17 protein-coding genes are annotated in these 16,602 nt (G+C 47.2%); 4 read left to right on the top strand and 13 right to left on the bottom strand.

The features are described 5' to 3' along the window. Positions 1–5: 5 nt before the first annotated feature. The 5 genes from QTP81_RS08725 to lhgO form a co-directional block, all read right to left on the bottom strand. Positions 6–1,469 carry a phosphohexomutase domain-containing protein gene (locus tag QTP81_RS08725; protein ID WP_289364968.1) on the bottom strand — a complete coding sequence of 488 codons (1,464 nt, stop codon included), beginning with the start codon at positions 1,467–1,469 and terminating at the stop codon, positions 6–8. Next, positions 1,470–2,888: a mannose-1-phosphate guanylyltransferase/mannose-6-phosphate isomerase gene (locus QTP81_RS08720; RefSeq protein WP_289364967.1), complete on the bottom strand. Its 1,419-nt coding sequence runs from the start codon at positions 2,886–2,888 to the stop codon at positions 1,470–1,472. It lies immediately after the preceding gene. Between the two features lie 131 nt (positions 2,889–3,019). Then, positions 3,020–3,868 carry a pirin family protein gene (locus tag QTP81_RS08715; protein WP_289364966.1) on the bottom strand — a complete coding sequence of 283 codons (849 nt, stop codon included), beginning with the start codon at positions 3,866–3,868 and terminating at the stop codon, positions 3,020–3,022. Further along, entirely contained in the window at positions 3,865–4,824 is a 960-nt protein-coding gene (locus tag QTP81_RS08710; protein WP_289364965.1) for a glutathione S-transferase family protein, read from the bottom strand. The genes QTP81_RS08715 and QTP81_RS08710 overlap by 4 nt, the downstream gene beginning before the upstream one ends. 100 nt (positions 4,825–4,924) lie before the next feature. Further along, positions 4,925–6,124: an L-2-hydroxyglutarate oxidase gene (gene lhgO / locus QTP81_RS08705; protein ID WP_289364964.1), complete on the bottom strand. Its 1,200-nt coding sequence runs from the start codon at positions 6,122–6,124 to the stop codon at positions 4,925–4,927. Positions 6,125–6,198: 74 nt separating this feature from the next. Between lhgO and tcdA the strand changes: the two genes are divergently transcribed. Beyond that, entirely contained in the window at positions 6,199–6,975 is a 777-nt protein-coding gene (tcdA, locus tag QTP81_RS08700; protein ID WP_289364963.1) for a tRNA cyclic N6-threonylcarbamoyladenosine(37) synthase TcdA, read from the top strand. Here tcdA and QTP81_RS08695 read toward each other — a convergent pair. Next, positions 6,972–7,643 (bottom strand): hypothetical protein, encoded by a 672-nt coding sequence (locus QTP81_RS08695; RefSeq protein ID WP_289364962.1) that lies wholly within the window; start codon positions 7,641–7,643, stop codon positions 6,972–6,974. The genes tcdA and QTP81_RS08695 overlap by 4 nt on opposite strands. 156 nt (positions 7,644–7,799) lie before the next feature. Between QTP81_RS08695 and QTP81_RS08690 the strand changes: the two genes are divergently transcribed. Both QTP81_RS08690 and QTP81_RS08685 read left to right on the top strand, forming a co-directional pair. Next, positions 7,800–8,687, top strand: a complete 888-nt coding sequence (locus tag QTP81_RS08690) for a LysR family transcriptional regulator (RefSeq protein WP_289364961.1) — start codon at positions 7,800–7,802, stop codon at positions 8,685–8,687. Between the two features lie 33 nt (positions 8,688–8,720). Next, a complete protein-coding gene (locus QTP81_RS08685; RefSeq protein ID WP_289364960.1) occupies positions 8,721–9,128 on the top strand; it encodes a hypothetical protein in 408 nt (135 codons plus the stop codon). Here QTP81_RS08685 and QTP81_RS08680 read toward each other — a convergent pair whose 3' ends face one another. Beyond that, complete coding sequence (locus QTP81_RS08680; RefSeq protein WP_289364959.1) at positions 9,129–9,620, bottom strand: DUF2919 family protein; 492 nt, start codon at positions 9,618–9,620, stop codon at positions 9,129–9,131. A gap of 74 nt (positions 9,621–9,694) precedes the next feature. Here QTP81_RS08680 and rimO point away from each other — a divergent pair, with 74 nt between their 5' ends. After that, positions 9,695–11,137, top strand: a complete 1,443-nt coding sequence (gene rimO / locus QTP81_RS08675) for a 30S ribosomal protein S12 methylthiotransferase RimO (RefSeq protein WP_289364958.1) — start codon at positions 9,695–9,697, stop codon at positions 11,135–11,137. A 24-nt stretch (positions 11,138–11,161) separates the two neighbouring features. On the opposite strand, the gene QTP81_RS08670 is transcribed toward rimO, so the two are convergent. The 6 genes from QTP81_RS08670 to msbA form a co-directional block, all read right to left on the bottom strand. Continuing rightward, positions 11,162–12,082, bottom strand: coding sequence for a Kelch repeat-containing protein (locus QTP81_RS08670; RefSeq protein ID WP_289364957.1), 921 nt, complete (start codon positions 12,080–12,082; stop codon positions 11,162–11,164). A 92-nt stretch (positions 12,083–12,174) separates the two neighbouring features. Then, on the bottom strand, positions 12,175–12,834 hold the full coding sequence (locus QTP81_RS08665) for an SDR family oxidoreductase (protein WP_289364956.1): 660 nt from the start codon (positions 12,832–12,834) through the stop codon (positions 12,175–12,177). 11 nt (positions 12,835–12,845) lie between these two features. Continuing rightward, on the bottom strand, positions 12,846–13,610 hold the full coding sequence (gene kdsB / locus QTP81_RS08660) for a 3-deoxy-manno-octulosonate cytidylyltransferase (RefSeq protein WP_289364955.1): 765 nt from the start codon (positions 13,608–13,610) through the stop codon (positions 12,846–12,848). Continuing rightward, on the bottom strand, positions 13,603–13,803 hold the full coding sequence (locus QTP81_RS08655) for a Trm112 family protein (RefSeq protein WP_289364954.1): 201 nt from the start codon (positions 13,801–13,803) through the stop codon (positions 13,603–13,605). Before QTP81_RS08655 ends, kdsB begins: the two co-directional genes overlap by 8 nt. 20 nt (positions 13,804–13,823) lie before the next feature. Next, positions 13,824–14,819, bottom strand: coding sequence for a tetraacyldisaccharide 4'-kinase (gene lpxK / locus QTP81_RS08650; protein ID WP_289364953.1), 996 nt, complete (start codon positions 14,817–14,819; stop codon positions 13,824–13,826). After that, the gene (gene msbA / locus QTP81_RS08645; protein ID WP_289364952.1) at positions 14,819–16,573 is read right to left on the bottom strand and encodes a lipid A export permease/ATP-binding protein MsbA; all 1,755 of its coding nucleotides are present in this window, start codon (positions 16,571–16,573) and stop codon (positions 14,819–14,821) included. The genes lpxK and msbA overlap by 1 nt, the downstream gene beginning before the upstream one ends. Positions 16,574–16,602: the final 29 nt, after the last annotated feature.

The following is a 16,602-nucleotide window of genomic DNA, read 5'->3' as shown; positions in this document are numbered from 1 at the left end:
GTTTTTTAGGCTCGGATAAGCGCCAGTAGCTCGGCCGTTTTCTCTTCCATCAAGGCGATGTCGCCTTTTGATTCAACGTTTAAACGTATCACCGGCTCGGTATTTGATTTACGTAAATTGAACCGCCAGTTGCCAAATTCCATACCCACACCGTCGGTATCGTCAAGCACGGTAGCACTCGATTGATAATGATCAACCACGCGCGCCAGGGCTGCATCAGCGTCTTTCAATAAGCTGTTAATTTCACCCGACGATGGAAACGCTGCAATCCGGTCGCTAACCATTGTTGACAGCGGTTGACCTTTTGTCGCAATCAGTTCTGCGACTAATAACCAAGGGATCATTCCTGAATCACAATAAGCAAAATCACGAAAGTAATGGTGCGCACTCATTTCGCCGCCATAAACAGCATCTTCTTTGCGCATCCGTTCTTTGATAAACGCATGGCCAGTTTTACTCTTAATTGGCTGACCATTAGCCGCCTCAACGACCGCTTCGGTGTTCCAGTAGACACGCGGGTCATAAATTATTTTAGCGTTGCTGTGTTTGGTCAAAAAGGCTTCTGCTAGCAAGCCGACAATGTAGTAGCCCTCGATGAAGTCACCGTTCTCATCAAATAAGAAGCAGCGATCAAAGTCGCCGTCCCAGGCGATGCCCATGTTTGCACCCGTCTGTTTAACGACTGACGCGGTATCGTCGCGACTCTCGGGTAACAAGGGATTGGGTATACCATTTGGAAAAGTACCATCAGGCTCGTGGTGAACACGGACGAACTCGATTTGAACGCCTTTTTCTTGCATATAGTTAGCAATAGCATCAAGCGCTGGTCCTGCTGCACCGTTACCGGCATTAACGACCAGCTTTTGACCATTAAGGTTGTTGATATCAACATAGCTACAGACATGCTCAACATAGACTCTGCGATGATTTTCTTGACTGTATTGACCACTAGCTGCCAGTGCCGACTCAGTCACTAAAGCAACACCAGAGATAAACTCACTTTCACTGGCAACAGGATAGCCAGCCGCTGCGTATTGAGCCAAATTAGCTTGGATTTCAGCATCATCGTAAGATTCAGCCAAGCGCTGAATATCATGCAAACCGGTATCACCACTGATAGGTACTGAGCCAGCCTTGACGATTTTCATGCCATTGTAATCAATCGGATTGTGGCTAGCTGTCACTTCAATACCCGCATCGACACCTAAGTCTTTAGTGGCAAAATAAATCTCTTCAGTACCAACCATACCGATATCAGTAACCGTTGCTCCGGCATCAATGGCTCCAGCCGCAAGTGCTTGTTTCAGCGGCGCTGACGTTAGACGCACATCAGAGCCAACAACAATCGTTTTTGCGGCCAATGTTTCAACCAGCGCCTTACCAATGCGATAGGCGATATTCTCATCTAACTGTTCAACGAGTTTGCCGCGAATATCATAAGCTTTAAAACAGGTAATGGCTTTAGTCATTTATTTTTTCGCCTCTGGTGCACGACCGTAGCGGTCAGAGAATCGCACGATATCATCTTCCCCCAGGTATGAACCCGATTGAACCTCAATAAGCTCCAAGGGAATTTTCCCAGGATTTTCCAACGCGTGCACTGCGCCTATTGGAATATAAATCGATTGATTCTCAGTCAACATGGTGACGGTCTCATCAATCGTGACATTAGCCGTACCCGAGACAACAATCCAATGTTCAGCGCGGTGATGGTGCATTTGCACCGACAGTTTCTCTCCTGGCTTAACCGTGATGCGTTTTACTTGGAAGCGTTCGCCGTTGTCAATTGAGTCATACTTACCCCACGGGCGATAAACTTCACGATGGAATTCAAACTCAGGTCGCTTTTGCTGTTTGAGCTGCGAAACGATGGTTTTTATATCTTGAACTTTTGACTTATTCGCTACCAATACCGCGTCTTTAGTCTCGACGATAACCAAGTCATCCACGCCTACAGCAGCAACCAATCGCTCTTCAGCGTTGATATAGCTATTGTTGACATCAGTAAGTAAAACATCCCCAACTGTTGCGTTGCCGTTTTCGTCTTTGTTGGCGGCTGTTTCCCACAGCGACGACCAACTACCGACATCACTCCAACCGGCATCCAGACTCACCATTGCCGCCAGCTCTGTTTTTTCCATTACCGCGTAATCAATCGAGTCATCCGGCGATTGGCTGAAAATATCAGCATCCACGCGGATAAAATCTAAATCAGGCGTTTCGGTTGCTATGGCTTTCTCACAGACATCGAGAATTTCCGGCGCAAATTTCGCTAGCTCAGCAATGTAGGTCGCCGCTTTGAACATAAACATACCGCTGTTCCAGAAATATTGCCCTGACTTAACGTACTCAGTCGCTGTGGCAAGATCCGGCTTTTCAACAAACTCAGATACATTAAACCCAGTATCTAATGCGTCACCGGATTTAATATAGCCATAACCGGTATGCGGTTGATCTGGCACGATACCAAAGGTCACCAATCGCCCTTGCAATGCTAATGCGTAGGCTTTCTCAATGGCCGCGTGAAACGCGTTCTGATCTTGAATCAAGTGGTCTGCGGCCAATACCAACAATACCGCTTCTGGGTCTGACTTCATCGCATGCAATGCCGCTAACGCTATTGCGGGTGCAGTATTACGGCCTACTGGCTCTAGGATAATACCGCCGTGCTGGCAGTCTTGTTGACGCAACTGTTCGGCAACCAAAAATCGATGGGCATCGTTACATATAACGATTGGAGACGCTGCCTTGGTTCCATCTAGACGCGTCAAAGTGTCTTGTAACATACTGTTGTTTGACGTTAACGACAGAAACTGTTTGGGTAAAGCGACACGAGATTTAGGCCACAAACGGCTACCAGAACCACCAGCAAGGACGACGGGTTGCATAGAATTTCCTATAAGTATTTGCAAAACGCGTCAATGGTATTGAACCTGTTGCGTTTAATCAATCCTTACAACCCGTTTGACCTTATGAAACTGAACGAAAACCCCAAAAAGACGGCAAGTCTCGCGGATTATTAAACCGTAGTTAATCGATTCTGCTGATAATCTTGTAGCGCTTGATGTATCTCAGCTTCAGTATTCATTACAAAAGGCCCGTATTGCACGATGGGCTCATTCAGCGGTTTCCCGCCGATCAATAGCCAACGAGTATTTGCTACTTGTGTCTCCAACCGCAGTGCATCATCGCGACTCAATACCGCAAGCTCACCTTTATCTACAACTTCACTGCCTACAACTAAGCGACCTTCGTATACATAGATAAAATATTGCATATCCGACTGTAAGACTAGTTCAAGCGAATCCGGTTGATAACTGCAAAAATCGGTAAACAGAGGTGTTGGATTATCACCGGCTAACGGTTTTACCGGACCACTGTGCTCTAAAAACTCACCACTTAACAATCGCACTTCAGTATTATCGGTTACATCAAACACTGTGACTTCAGAAGCTGGGATATCTTGGTAGTTGGGCGCTGACATCTTGTCTTTTGCCGGTAAATTGACCCACAATTGGAATCCGCGTAGCACGCCCTCTTGCTGCTCTGGCATTTCTTCATGGATAATGCCCCTACCAGCATTCATCCACTGGATACCACCGCTCTCAATGACACCGTCATTGCCCACCGAATCACGATGGCGCATCTTACCTTGTAACATGTAGGTTACCGTTTGAAATCCGCGATGCGGATGAGATGGAAAACCGGGTAAATAGTCCTGTGCACTTGCCGAACCAAACTCATCCAACATCAAAAATGGGTCTAAATTTTGTAAATCGCGCTGACCGATAATGCGCGAGAGTTTCACTCCCGCACCATCTTGCGTTGCTATGCCGCGTACCGTTTTAGCTACGGTTGCAGTTGTCATTTCAACGCTCCTCGGTTGTGGGGCGTAGTAAAGTCAATCTCAGGTCCTTTAGGTACCACTCGTGTCGGGTTGATCATATCGTGACTGTAGTAGTAGTGGTGCTTGATGTGCTGTTGATTCACAGTTTCAGCCACTCCAGCAACGCTATATAGGTCGCGTAAGTAACCCCATATTGCCGGGTAATCGACAATGCGTTTTAAATTACACTTGAAATGACCGACGTATACCGTGTCAAACCTTACTAACGTGGTAAATAAGCGCCAGTCTGCTTCTGTGATCTGTTCGCCCACCAAATAACGCTGACTCGTCAACCGTTGTTCAACTTTATCCAAAGCGTCAAACAATGCTGTAACAGCCTCTTCATAGGCATCTTGTTGCGTTGCAAAACCCGCTTTGTATACACCGTTGTTGATGTTGTCATAAACGAACGCATTGATATCATCAATTTCCGCGCGCAAGTGCTCAGGATAGAAGTCTTGATCATCACCGGTTAAGTCATTAAACGCTGTATTTAAGATGCGAATGATCTCCGCTGACTCATTGTTGACAATTGTATTGGTCTTTTTGTCCCATAAAACGGGTACAGTCACACGCGTAGTAATATCAGCCTGCATCCGCGTGTAGATTTCGTGCATATATTTGGCACCAAACAGATGGTCCTCTGTGGCCCCCGGAAAAGATTCAAACGTCCAGCCGTGTTCAAGCATCTCCGGTGACACTACAGACACACTGATATGCTCTTCTAGTTTCTTCAACTTGCGAAAAATCAACGTGCGATGTGCCCAAGGACACGCCAGAGATACATATAAATGATAACGGCCTGACTCCGGTTGATAAACCTCGTCATCAGCGCTTATCTCTGAACGAAACTGCGAGTCTTGGCGTTTGAACTTACCGCCCGTTGAACTGGTGTCATACCACTTATCTTGCCATTTACCATCGACTAATAGTCCCATGAGAATGTCCTCTTGAAGATGAATTGCAGTTAGTATAGTTACGATAAATAAGAATAAAAGCGCGTAAAATAGCACGTTTCATTCGATTATTTAGAACTATCTAGGCGAGCTTAGCAACAATGGCTGCGGCAATTGGCAGTGCGGATGTAGCCGCTGGCGATGGCGCATTCCCCACGTGTAAACAACGTTCCGTGCGCACAAACACAAAATCGTGCTCCAACGTACCATCGGCATTGACTGCCTGCGCCCTTATACCTGCTCGATACGGCAATAAATCTTGGGCTTTTATGTGTGTGCAATAGCGCTGAATACGCTTTAAGTAGCCAGTTTTGAACAATGAATCGCGAACTTCAGCCATACCCGCAGTAAAATAACGTTTGAGTAATGGCGCCGTGCCCTTAAATGTCAGCATGTCGTGACAATCCGTCAGGCTCACTTGGGATTTACTGTACGCTTCTCGTCCTAACGCTAGAACTGCATTGGGGCCCACTGTTTGATAACCACCAATCATTGGCGTTAAGTGCACGCCTAAAAATGGCAACTCAGGATCAGGAACGGGATAGATAAGTTGTTGCACAATATTGTCGTGACGAGCCGCCAGGCGATAATATTCGCCGCGAAAAGGCAGCAAAGCATAATCGATTGAATGCCCCGCGCTTTGGATCAGTCTGTCGGCATACATGCCTGCGCAGTTAATAACGCATTCAGCGTGTAACGTGCAAGGCGACGCTCCGCCGATTTCAACAGTTACGCGATCTTGCGCTTCATCGATTACACTGACCGGTGCCGAGTAAATCACCTCACTTCCCTGTTGCTCAGCAAGCGCCAATAGCTGGCGAGTGATAGCGGGATAGTCAGTGATCCCTGAATGTTTGACCCAAATCGCTTGTAAACCGTTTATTGCCGGTGCGTGCTGTTTTATTTGTTGCTGATTCAACCACGTCGGCTGCAGATCATTGGCATGACATTGCTCAAACAATGTCTGTTGGCGTTCCAATTCGTTGTTTGATGTGGCCACAATGAGCTTGCCACACTGTCGGTACGGAATGTTAAAGCGCTGACAAAATTCAATGGTCTTTTCTAGCCCTTCACGGCAATACTGCGCCTTTAGACTGCCAGCTTTGTAGTAAACACCGGCGTGGATCACCCCTGAATTGCGGCCGGTTTGATGTTGCGCCGCAGCCGTTTCTTTTTCAACTATGGCTATTTTCGCTTGCGGGTATTGCTGCGACAGTCGCTGAGCAGTTGCAGCCCCTACGATACCAGCGCCAATCACGATATAATCATAGTGTTTATTCATGTTCAGGTTTGTTGACTTTCTTTTTATAGTCCCGATATTACCTGAGTTCGCGCATTAGCACTAATAGGAAACCTATGACTGAAAAGCAACGTTTCGGCGGTATCGCCCGATTGTATGGTGAACGCCAATTGGCCACACTGAGTGGCGCGCATTTTTGTGTTATAGGTATTGGTGGCGTAGGCAGTTGGAGCGCCGAGGCACTGGCGCGTAGTGGCATTGGGAAAATTACCATTATCGACCTGGATGATATTTGTACCACCAATATCAACCGCCAAATTCACGCAACATCCGCTACAGTAGGCAACGCAAAAGTCGACGAAATGGCTGCGCGAATTACGGCTATTTCGCCCAAATGTGAAGTCATTAGCATTGAAGATTTCGTTACCAAAGAGACAGTTAATGAATATTTGAGCAACGATTTTGATGTGGTGATTGATGCCACTGATAGTATTCAGGCCAAAGCAGCAATCATTGCTTACTGCAAACGCAACAAAATTACGGTGATTACCGTCGGTGGCGCAGGTGGTCAAATCGATCCTCGCCAAATTACCTCTGGAGACTTGGCTAAAACTATCCAAGACCCATTGGCCGCAAAGCTTCGGTCTGAGCTTCGCCGCTTCTACAACTTCAGTAAAAATCCCAAGCGTCGCTTTGGCGTGGAGTGTGTTTATTCCACTGAGCAGCTGCGCTATCCGCAACCCGATGGCAGTGTTGCACATCAAAAATCGGTGATGGATGGCAGCACACGACTAGATTGCTCGTCCGGCTTTGGCGCGAGCACGATGGTAACAGCGACCTTCGGCATGATTGCCGCAGCTCGCGGCATTGAACGCTTTTTGGATAAAATCTAATCGACGATGGTATCAGTAGCTTGTTGAGCCGCTGCGGGTTGACTACTGCGATGTTTACGCACATCCAAGGTAACCGCAACAATTAACCATGCCGCTAACAATGAGAAGACCAACACTGAGTTTTCTGCAATTTGCATAACCTCTTCACTCATAAACGCAGTTGCGGCTATAAGTGCGAGATAATAGGGTAAGTTCAGTAAACCTGCTAGCCACACCACACGCATGGGCCTGTGGTTTGCCCCTTGTGCAAGCATAAAAAATGCTAACGAATTCATGTGGATCATCGCTAACAACAAGTGCTTTAACTTCGTTGGACTCTTGTCGTTGAACTTGTCTGAGTTGGCTCGCCCAATACTGTAGTTGATTAGTGAGCCGAGCGTTGCAGCCAGTACCATGGCAAAAGTCAACGCTATTACATCAGTCATGGTGGGCTGCGAAGTAATGACTAATACCACTGCGAAAAACTGACCGGGAAAGTAAAAACCGACATACACAATCGACTCGAGCAAGATGATGATCATAATAAGCAGATAAAAATAATCATCCATTTGTCCTTGGATCTGATCGAGCAAGCTCAAGCCCGGTGGGAGCACACCGAAATGGACTAACATTGTCATAAGGCTAAAAGCGACGACAGCAGTCAAAGGTAAAGTCGAGTAATATTTCATAATAAAACAATGCGTAAGTGTTGATGTGTGTACGCGTTAAATCTTGTTTTTGGTCACATTTTCAGATGACGATATTGTCATCTTTGATGTGACAATCTCATACAACTGGCATAGTCTTGGCTTATTGGCATAAGTAACTCGAATAAGCCCTTTGCGATGTATCGACATAAGACAACCTTAGAGCAATGGCGAATTTTGCAAGCCGTGGTCGACTGTGGTGGCTACGCCCATGCAGCTGAACACTTAAACAAAAGTCAGTCGTCGTTAAATCACGCTGTAGCCAAGCTACAACATCAATTGGGTGTTGAACTACTCGAAGTGCGAGGACGCAAAGCTTATTTAACTCAAGCGGGTGAAGTGATGCTACGGCGATCGCGCTATATCACGCAAAACGTTGAAGATCTTGAAGCTTTGGCGATTAACATTCAGCAGGAATGGGAGCCGGAAATCAATTTAGCCGTTGACTTGGCGTACCCTCGCGAACGACTCTTTGATGTCTTACAAAACTTTCTACCCGAATCACGGGGTAGTAGAATTCGCGTACTAGATACGGTGCTTACCGGTACCGAGGAAGTCATTATGGAAAAGTCAGCGGATGTAGTTATCACGCACAGTGTACCGAAAGGCTTTTTGGGTGAACCTATTGGCAAAGTAAAATTTGTTGCCGTGTGCTCCCCAACCCATCCACTGGCAAAAATTGCACAACCCATTGACCCAAATGCACTTCAGCAAGAGTTGCAGTTGGTTATTAAAGATACCGCGGCAACGCCTATTGAGCGCCAAGGTTGGCTGAAATCTGAATTGCGCTGGACGGTTGATCAATTTCACTCAGCGATTGGTTTACTTCAGCGCGGCATTGGATTTTGCTGGCTACCCGAGCACGAGGTTGAAGCATATTTGAGCACTGAAAAACTGGTGCGATTACATATTGATGGAAGCTCGTTTCGCGAATTAACCTCTTACTTAGTGATCCCCGCACCGGATAACCTCGGCCCAGGTAGCCAGTTGCTCGCTTCATTGCTATTATCAAGCCGAGTTATATAAGAGCTAAAAAAAAATCATAAGGTTAAGCTACTCATGGAACAACAAGAACTGAATGAGTTAATGCGCGACAGCGCCGAAAATGCGCGTATAAGCACCCAAAACGAGTTTGGTATTGAGCTCGACGGCAGCGTCAGCAGTATCGCAAAAGTAGATGATGTGTTGCTGAGTTTTTTAGATAAGTATCAAGACAACGCCTTAGAAGACCAAGCCGTTTTCACGTTGTGTAATATTTACGGTGCCTACCTAGGTGAAGTGTTTAAACAAACCGTGGGTGGCCAATGGCGTTATGACACATCCGATCCGCAAGCACCTTATGTATTGCTGGAGTACAATGGTCGTACATTTGCGTTTGCGGGGATTTGTTACGAACGCCTTGTTAACGACAGTACGGTAAGCGTACGTGCCTATTTTGATCAAGCCGTTAGCAATAGCACGCAGTAATTAGTCATCTCGCGCATCACGCACAAATGCATTAATGCGGCGACTGCGCCAAATATAAAGCGTCGCGATAATGCTAATGAGCAGTGACACCGATAACGTCCAACTAAATTGCCCTTGCAAACTAATAATGGTTTTTACTTGCAGGGCCATTTGACCAAACAGCCCGAAAAGCAGTAGCGGTTTCACCCAGTTTAACCAATCGCCAACTTGACGTTCTCGCAGCGTAGCATTGAAACTGACAAATAATGCGACTACCAAACCGGGTAACGCCGGCACCAGATGCCAATACCATTCATTCACATCAGGATAAAACACCGTCAACAAGGCTGTAGTATTTTCGCGCATTGAAACAGAAATCAACGTCAATAAAAGGGCCTTACACAGCCAAAACGCCGTCAAGTACAGCAGTATCGGCGGTTTTACCCGACCATCCTCTCCATAACAGTGGAGAGGAAACTCTAAACCGCTAAATGAACCTGAATTTTTCGACATTTTCCTTCTCTGAGTTGGGTCTCAAGCGACTAAACGCGTATAATACGCATAATCCTGAATAATTCCTTATTTTTATGACTGTAGAAATCGTAAACCCCAAGGCGACCACAACGCTTGAGACGCCTAAACAAGTGCTGGCAGAACAAGCGCAAACGCAAAACAGTACTGCAAATGGCTCGCGTATTGGTTTTATCTCCCTTGGCTGCCCGAAAAACCTAGTTGACTCCGAACGCATTTTGACCCAATTGCGCACTGAGGGATATGACGTAGTTCCCACCTATAACGATGCCGATTTAGTCATCGTAAATACCTGTGGCTTTATTGATGCAGCCGTGCAGGAATCGCTTGATACCATCGGTGAAGCATTAGCTGAAAATGGCAAGGTAATTGTAACGGGTTGTTTAGGCATCAAAGAAGACGAAATACGTGAAGTACACCCTAATGTGCTTGCGATCACAGGCCCACATGCCTATGAAACGGTCGTCGAACAAGTACATGAGCATTTACCCAAGCCTGTGCACGACCCATTTATTCACATAGTCCCAGACCATGGGATTAAATTAACGCCGCGCCATTTCGCCTACTTGAAGATCTCCGAAGGTTGTAACCATCGCTGCACCTTTTGCATTATTCCGTCGATGCGCGGCGATCTGGTAAGCCGACCAGTCGGTGAAATTTTAGACGAAGCCCAGCGTTTAAAAGCCGCTGGTGTCAATGAGCTTTTGGTAATTTCGCAAGACACCAGTGCCTATGGGGTTGATGTAAAGCATCGCACTGGCTTTTGGAATGGCATGCCGGTTAAGAGTCACATGCAACAGTTGTGCGAAAAGCTTGGTGAGATGGATATGTGGGTGCGATTGCACTATGTCTATCCCTACCCGCATGTTGACGACTTAATTCCATTGATGGCCGAAGGTAAGATCTTGCCCTACTTGGATATCCCGTTTCAGCACGCCAATAAACGCATATTGCGCTTGATGAAACGCCCTGGCAGCGCCGACCGCACGATCGAGCGGATTAAAAAGTGGCGTGAACAATGCCCTGAGCTCATCATTCGTTCCACCTTTATTGTCGGTTTCCCAGGAGAAACAGAAGAAGAGTTTCAAGAGCTACTCGATTTCCTAGTTGAAGCACAATTGGATCGCGTTGGCTGCTTCCCCTACTCGGCAGTTGACGGTGCTAAGGCCAATGACTTGCCCGATCCAGTACCGGAAGAAATCAAACAGCAGCGCTTAGAGCGTTTTATGGCGGTTCAGAGTGAGATAAGTGCCGCGCGCTTGCAACAACGTATCGGCAACGAGTATCAGATCGTGATTGACAGTGTCGATGCTGAAGGCGCCGTAGGTCGATGTTATGCCGACGCGCCAGAGATTGACGGTGTGGTACATTTAAATGATGTTCACCACTTACAACCGGGCGAACGTGTATGGGCACAAATTATTCATACCGACCAGCACGATTGTTGGGCTGTGTTAGTTGACGATGAGGATAAGGGTGAGGATGAACAAGCCGAGTAACAAAGGCGCATTGAAAGCAGCGCTTTATTGTGTCGGTGTATAAATACTCATGCGCGCTGAGGTTTCATTACCGCCGGCTTGCGCTGCACCACCGATAACATAGATGTCACTACCCACGGTAAGGGCGCCAAGTCCATGTCTGGGAAGTGGCATTTTATCGACGCTTTGCCATTCACCGGTAGTTAAATCGAACATCCATACCGTATCGTACACGCCGCCACCGTCGTTAAAGTATTCACCGCCAAATACATAGATTTTATCGCCGACTGTGGCGCAAGCTAAACCGCCCTGCGCGTCAGGTAACGGAGCCAGTGTGCGCCATGTACCCGTTTGCAAGTTATAAACCTCATGCACGGCCGTGTTACCGCCATTCACTGTGCGACCAGCGATGGTATGCCAATCATCACCATTGCGCGCACCGCAGGCGCTGTTGCGAGCCGTGGGTGCAGGCTCACCGGCGCTCCATGTCTGTGACGCTAAATCAAAAATCCAATGCGCTGCAGAATCGCTGTGATCACGCCACTGACCGTTAGTATTTGCATCAATCGGCGAGCGGCCGGTAACGATATGAATTTTACCGTCATACAGCGTACTCAATGTCTCTGATAATGGCTCAGGCATTTGCGCAATTGTCTGCCATTGATGGGTTGCTTCGGTGCTATCTGATAGCACTAAAACCGCCGTATCATTTTGCCAAGCGCCGCGTTGATTTACTGTAAAACCGCCGATTGCATACAATTTACCATTGGCACTTAGCAAATGCGGATGATGTCGAGGTGTTGGTAATACTGGCCATTCCAGCCATTGCTGCGTGTTTAAATCGAACGCAATTACCCGGTGTGATACATCGATTTGGCGCTCTGACACGTCTGGGCTCAACCCTCCGGCAACGACCAAATAATGTTGATGCTGAGCGGGATAGATTTCTTGGACTTTGTAGGGCAATGAAACACTGTCTCGCCATGCAGCGCTCGCAGCGCAACTAAAGACCAAAACACACGTTGCTAGAAATGTACACTTTGTCAAATCGCCAAGACTTACCATGGCAGCGACTCGCCATTGCTGTGCCAGAATTGTCCACTGTTAGCGAGCGTTAACTCGTCAATGCGTTGCTGCAGGCGCTGTGCGGAGGTAGCGGCATCAATATCGCCACCAAAACCAACCATTTCGGTTTGCACAAATCCAGGGTGTAGCAACGCCACAGCGATACCTTTACCAGCTAAATCTTTAGCCATTGATACGCCAGCAGCATTAAGTGCCGCCTTTGACATGCGATATCCGTAGTAGCCACCCGAGCCATTGTCTGCCATAGAGCCCATTCTCGAAGTGATCATCGCCACTTTACTATCCGCGGCCATAGCCGGTAACAAACATTGCGTTACCAATAGCGGCGCAAGTGCATTGACTTTAAATTGTTGTTCAATCGTCGCTGGACTCCAATCATTTAGGGATTCTCGTTCAAGCACTCCAGCATTGTTGATAAGCAGGTCAATAGTAACGTTTTGCAAAGCTGCTAAACTTTTCGGCAATGCATCAGCTTCTAGCATATCTACGCCTTCAATTACGTGAGCGTTGGTTTGCTTTAGCTCATCAGATGTACGTCGACACACTGCATAGACCGTAACACCGCGCGCCACATACGCCTTAACTAGGGCTAAACCAATACCTCGATTTGCGCCGGTGATAACTACATTCATTGTCTGACTCCTTATTTGAGTTGCGCATTTAAACGCGCTAAATCTTCTGGTGTATCGATTCCAACAGGTGGCGGGGCCATCGCTCGCTCTACGTGAATATCGTCACCGTAGTACAAGGCCCGCAACTGTTCTAACGACTCAATCATCTCAAGTGCACTCGGTTCATAGGCGACGTAGCGCAAAATATATTCAGCCCGATAAGCGTAAATTCCAATATGTCGCAGCATTGTCGACATTGTTCGGCGCATATCTTGATTAGCGTGACCATCCCGATCAAAAGGTATCGTCGCTCGACTGAAATACAGCGCTTTGCCTTGCTTATCTGTTACGACTTTTACCGCATTTGGATTGTTTACGTCCGTAACCTCATCCAGTGGCGTTGCCAATGTTGCCATGGCGAATGATTCACGTTGTGCCAAGTTAAGTGCAACTTGGCGAATATTTTCAGCGGGAATAAAGGGTTCGTCACCTTGCACGTTAACCACAATTTGGCGGTTATCTAAACCAAGGGTTGCAACCACTTCAGCAATGCGCTCTGTTCCTGATTGATGATCGGCTCTGGTGAAGCAAACCTCTCCGCCAAAGCCCTCAACGACCTCGGCAATGCGTTTATCATCAGTGGCAACTACAGCGCGTGCAGCTTGCGCCTCGATTGCGCGCTGATAGACGTGCTGGATCATGGGTAAACCTTGAATTAGCGCTAAGGGCTTACCGGGAAAACGCGACGATGCATAGCGGGCTGGGATTACGACCACATAATCTGGCGTATTAATCATGGCTCAACGCTTCGATTTCGTCTAAGGTTAAACTCGCAGCTTCAGACTCGATTAACACCGGAATGTTTTCTCGGATAGGAAATGCCAAACGGTCAAAACGACAGATCAACTGTTGCTCTTCCGCTTGATAGACCAATTTACCTTTGCATAATGGACATGCAACGACTTCTAGTAGCTTTTTATCAAATGCCATTTGAATTTCTCTTAGCGTGATTATTCAACTTCTCGCACTTGCGCGAGCAGTGTTGTGTAAAATTCTTCGGGTAACTGCGCATTCACGCGCAAGTACCAACAACCTTGATGGGCGAACGAATGACACTTAACTGCGTCTTTCTCTGTCATGACCACAGTATGCTGGGGAATATCGCCTTCGACATATTGGTGATGATCGGCAAAGCTCTTGCGCTCCGCAATCGTAACGCCTACTCGTTCTAATGTTGTGTAAAAGCGTCTGGGATTGCCGATCGCACAAATTGCATCAACGTTATTATAGCGTGTTATGAATTGGTCAACCGCAATCACCTTACTACTATCTGCCACATTGACAAAACTATCAGCGGCAAGCGTCATCGAATGACTCGCCTTACCTGAGTATGCACATGTAAAATCACCGTTGAGTACAATGCCATTGACCCTCTTAAGTCTTGCTGGGCCCTCACGTAAAGGCCCCATAGGTAATAGTAAACCATTGCCTAATTGCCGTTCATCCATGACGATCCACTCAATATCTCGCCCAAGTGCATAGTGCTGTAGGCCATCGTCACAGACGATGACGTCGCAACCAAGCTCATATAAATGATTTGCACCTCGAGCACGTCGCGGATCTATCACCACTGGAGTCGCTAACCGTCGTGCAAGTAGCGCTGGCTCATCGCCAACCAAAGCCGGTTGATCGTCGGGTTTCAACAAATAAGGGAATTGGGTTTGCGTACCACCATAGCCGCGACTTAAAACCCCCACCTGAAAACCTTGAGCGGTAAGATATTCGGCAATCGCTAACACCACAGGAGTCTTACCGTTTCCGCCGACACTAATGTTGCCAACCACTATGACCGGAACGGGCGGTTTGGAGGATTTTAAGATACCCGCTTGATAAGCCCAGCGACGTACGCCACTGATCAATGCAAACAACAAAGTCAGCGGGGCAAAGATATACACCCAACGATCTGTGCCATACCAAGCGCATTCAAGGCGTTGCTGGAAGCTCATTATTGCCCTTCTGCACCAAACTGCAATTGATACAACTGAGCATACGCCCCATTGTTTTCCAGCAACGCTTCATGTGTTCCCTGCTCGACAATCCGTCCTTCGTCAATAACGACAATTTTGTCGGCGTTCTCAATCGTCGACAAGCGGTGTGCAACGACAACGCTAGTACATTTTTGCTGGAGTTGCTCCAAGGCATCTTGAATCAGTTTTTCGCTTTCGGTGTCCAATGCAGATGTAGCTTCATCTAATATTAATACCGGTGCATCGACAAGCACTGCACGGGCAATCGCAAGGCGTTGACGTTGGCCGCCCGACAGCATCAAACCATTTTCACCCACTAACGTGTCATAGCCATCAGCTAACTTATTTACGAATTCGTCAACGTGGGCAATTTTCGCCGCCCGAATAATTTCTTCACGGCTGACATCCCGGCGCGCACCATAAGCAATATTGTTGGCGACCGTGTCATTAAACAAAGTCACTTGTTGTGACACTAAGGCGAACTGACGGCGCAGAGATTTTAACTCGTATTCTGCGAGGTCATGACCATCCAGTTGCACTTGTCCTTCCTGAGGTGTGTAAAAGCGCGTTAGCAGGCTCGACAGCGTCGATTTCCCGCTCCCTGAGCGCCCTACTAATGCGATGGTTTCTCCAGGCGCTATGGCTAAGTTGATATTGTTTAGTGCCGGTTTTGTCTGTTCAGGATAGGTAAACGTCACATCATTAAATTGAATTGAACCAGCCGCACGCTCGACTTTGTAAGCACCTTGATTTTTCTCTTCTTGCTTGTCAAGCAGTTCGAAAATACTGGTACACGCGGCCATTCCGCGTTGGAACTCGTTGTTTACGGTGGTTAACTGCTTCAACGGTTTGAGCAGCATGACCATGTACACCACAACAGCAACAAACACACCGGGGGTTAAATCGGCGATCATCCCGGGAATACTCGCCAAGAACAGCACCACTGCTAGCGCGATCGAAGCGATCACTTGGATCATCGAAACGCTTAAGATCTGCGTTGTGGTCAGTTTCATATTTTGTTGACGATTGTTATTATTTTTGTCTTTAAAGCGGTCTTGTTCGATTTTCTGACCACCAAACATTAGTACGACTTTATGTCCTTTAACCGCTTGTTCCACAGCGGTTGTCAGACTTCCCATCGCCTGTTGAATATTTCGACTCACTGCGCGGAACCGCTTGCTAACATAAGACACGATAACCGCAACTACTGGCGCGATAAGCAAGAAAATTGACGATAGCTGCCAAGAGTAATAGAACATCGACCCCAAAAGCCCTAACACTAACGCGCCTTCCCGCACCAATATCAATAGTGCGCGTCCCGCTGCATTGGCTACTTGTTCAGTATCGTAGGTAACTTTTGAAATCAGATTGCCTACCGATTGTTGGTCGTGAAAGCTCACGGGCAAATGAATGTATTTATCGAATAGTTGCTGGCGCATCCGCATCACAACTTGGGTACTGATCCACGCTAAGGTATAGCCCCCCATAAAGTTGAACAGTCCACGGACAATGAAAATTGGCACAATAAGATAGGCGGCAATACGCAAATAATCGTAGTTTTGCGCCCCTAAACTCTCATCAATAATGGGTTGTAAGTGAAAGAAAACAAAAGTGTCGACACCGGAATAACCTACCATTCCAATGATCGCAATGAAAAACGGTAATTTGAAATCTTTCAAATAACCCAAGAATCGTCTGACGTTTGAACGCGGCTTTTCGGCAGTGTTACTCATTAACCTGTTTATTGTTCTTAATGGTTATG

It is taken from the genome of Neoalteromonas arenosi (genome assembly GCF_030362855.1).
In the GTDB taxonomy this organism is placed as follows: Bacteria; Pseudomonadota; Gammaproteobacteria; order Enterobacterales; family Alteromonadaceae; genus Alteromonas_E; species Alteromonas_E arenosi.
This window is presented reverse-complemented; position numbering and strand designations above follow the sequence as displayed.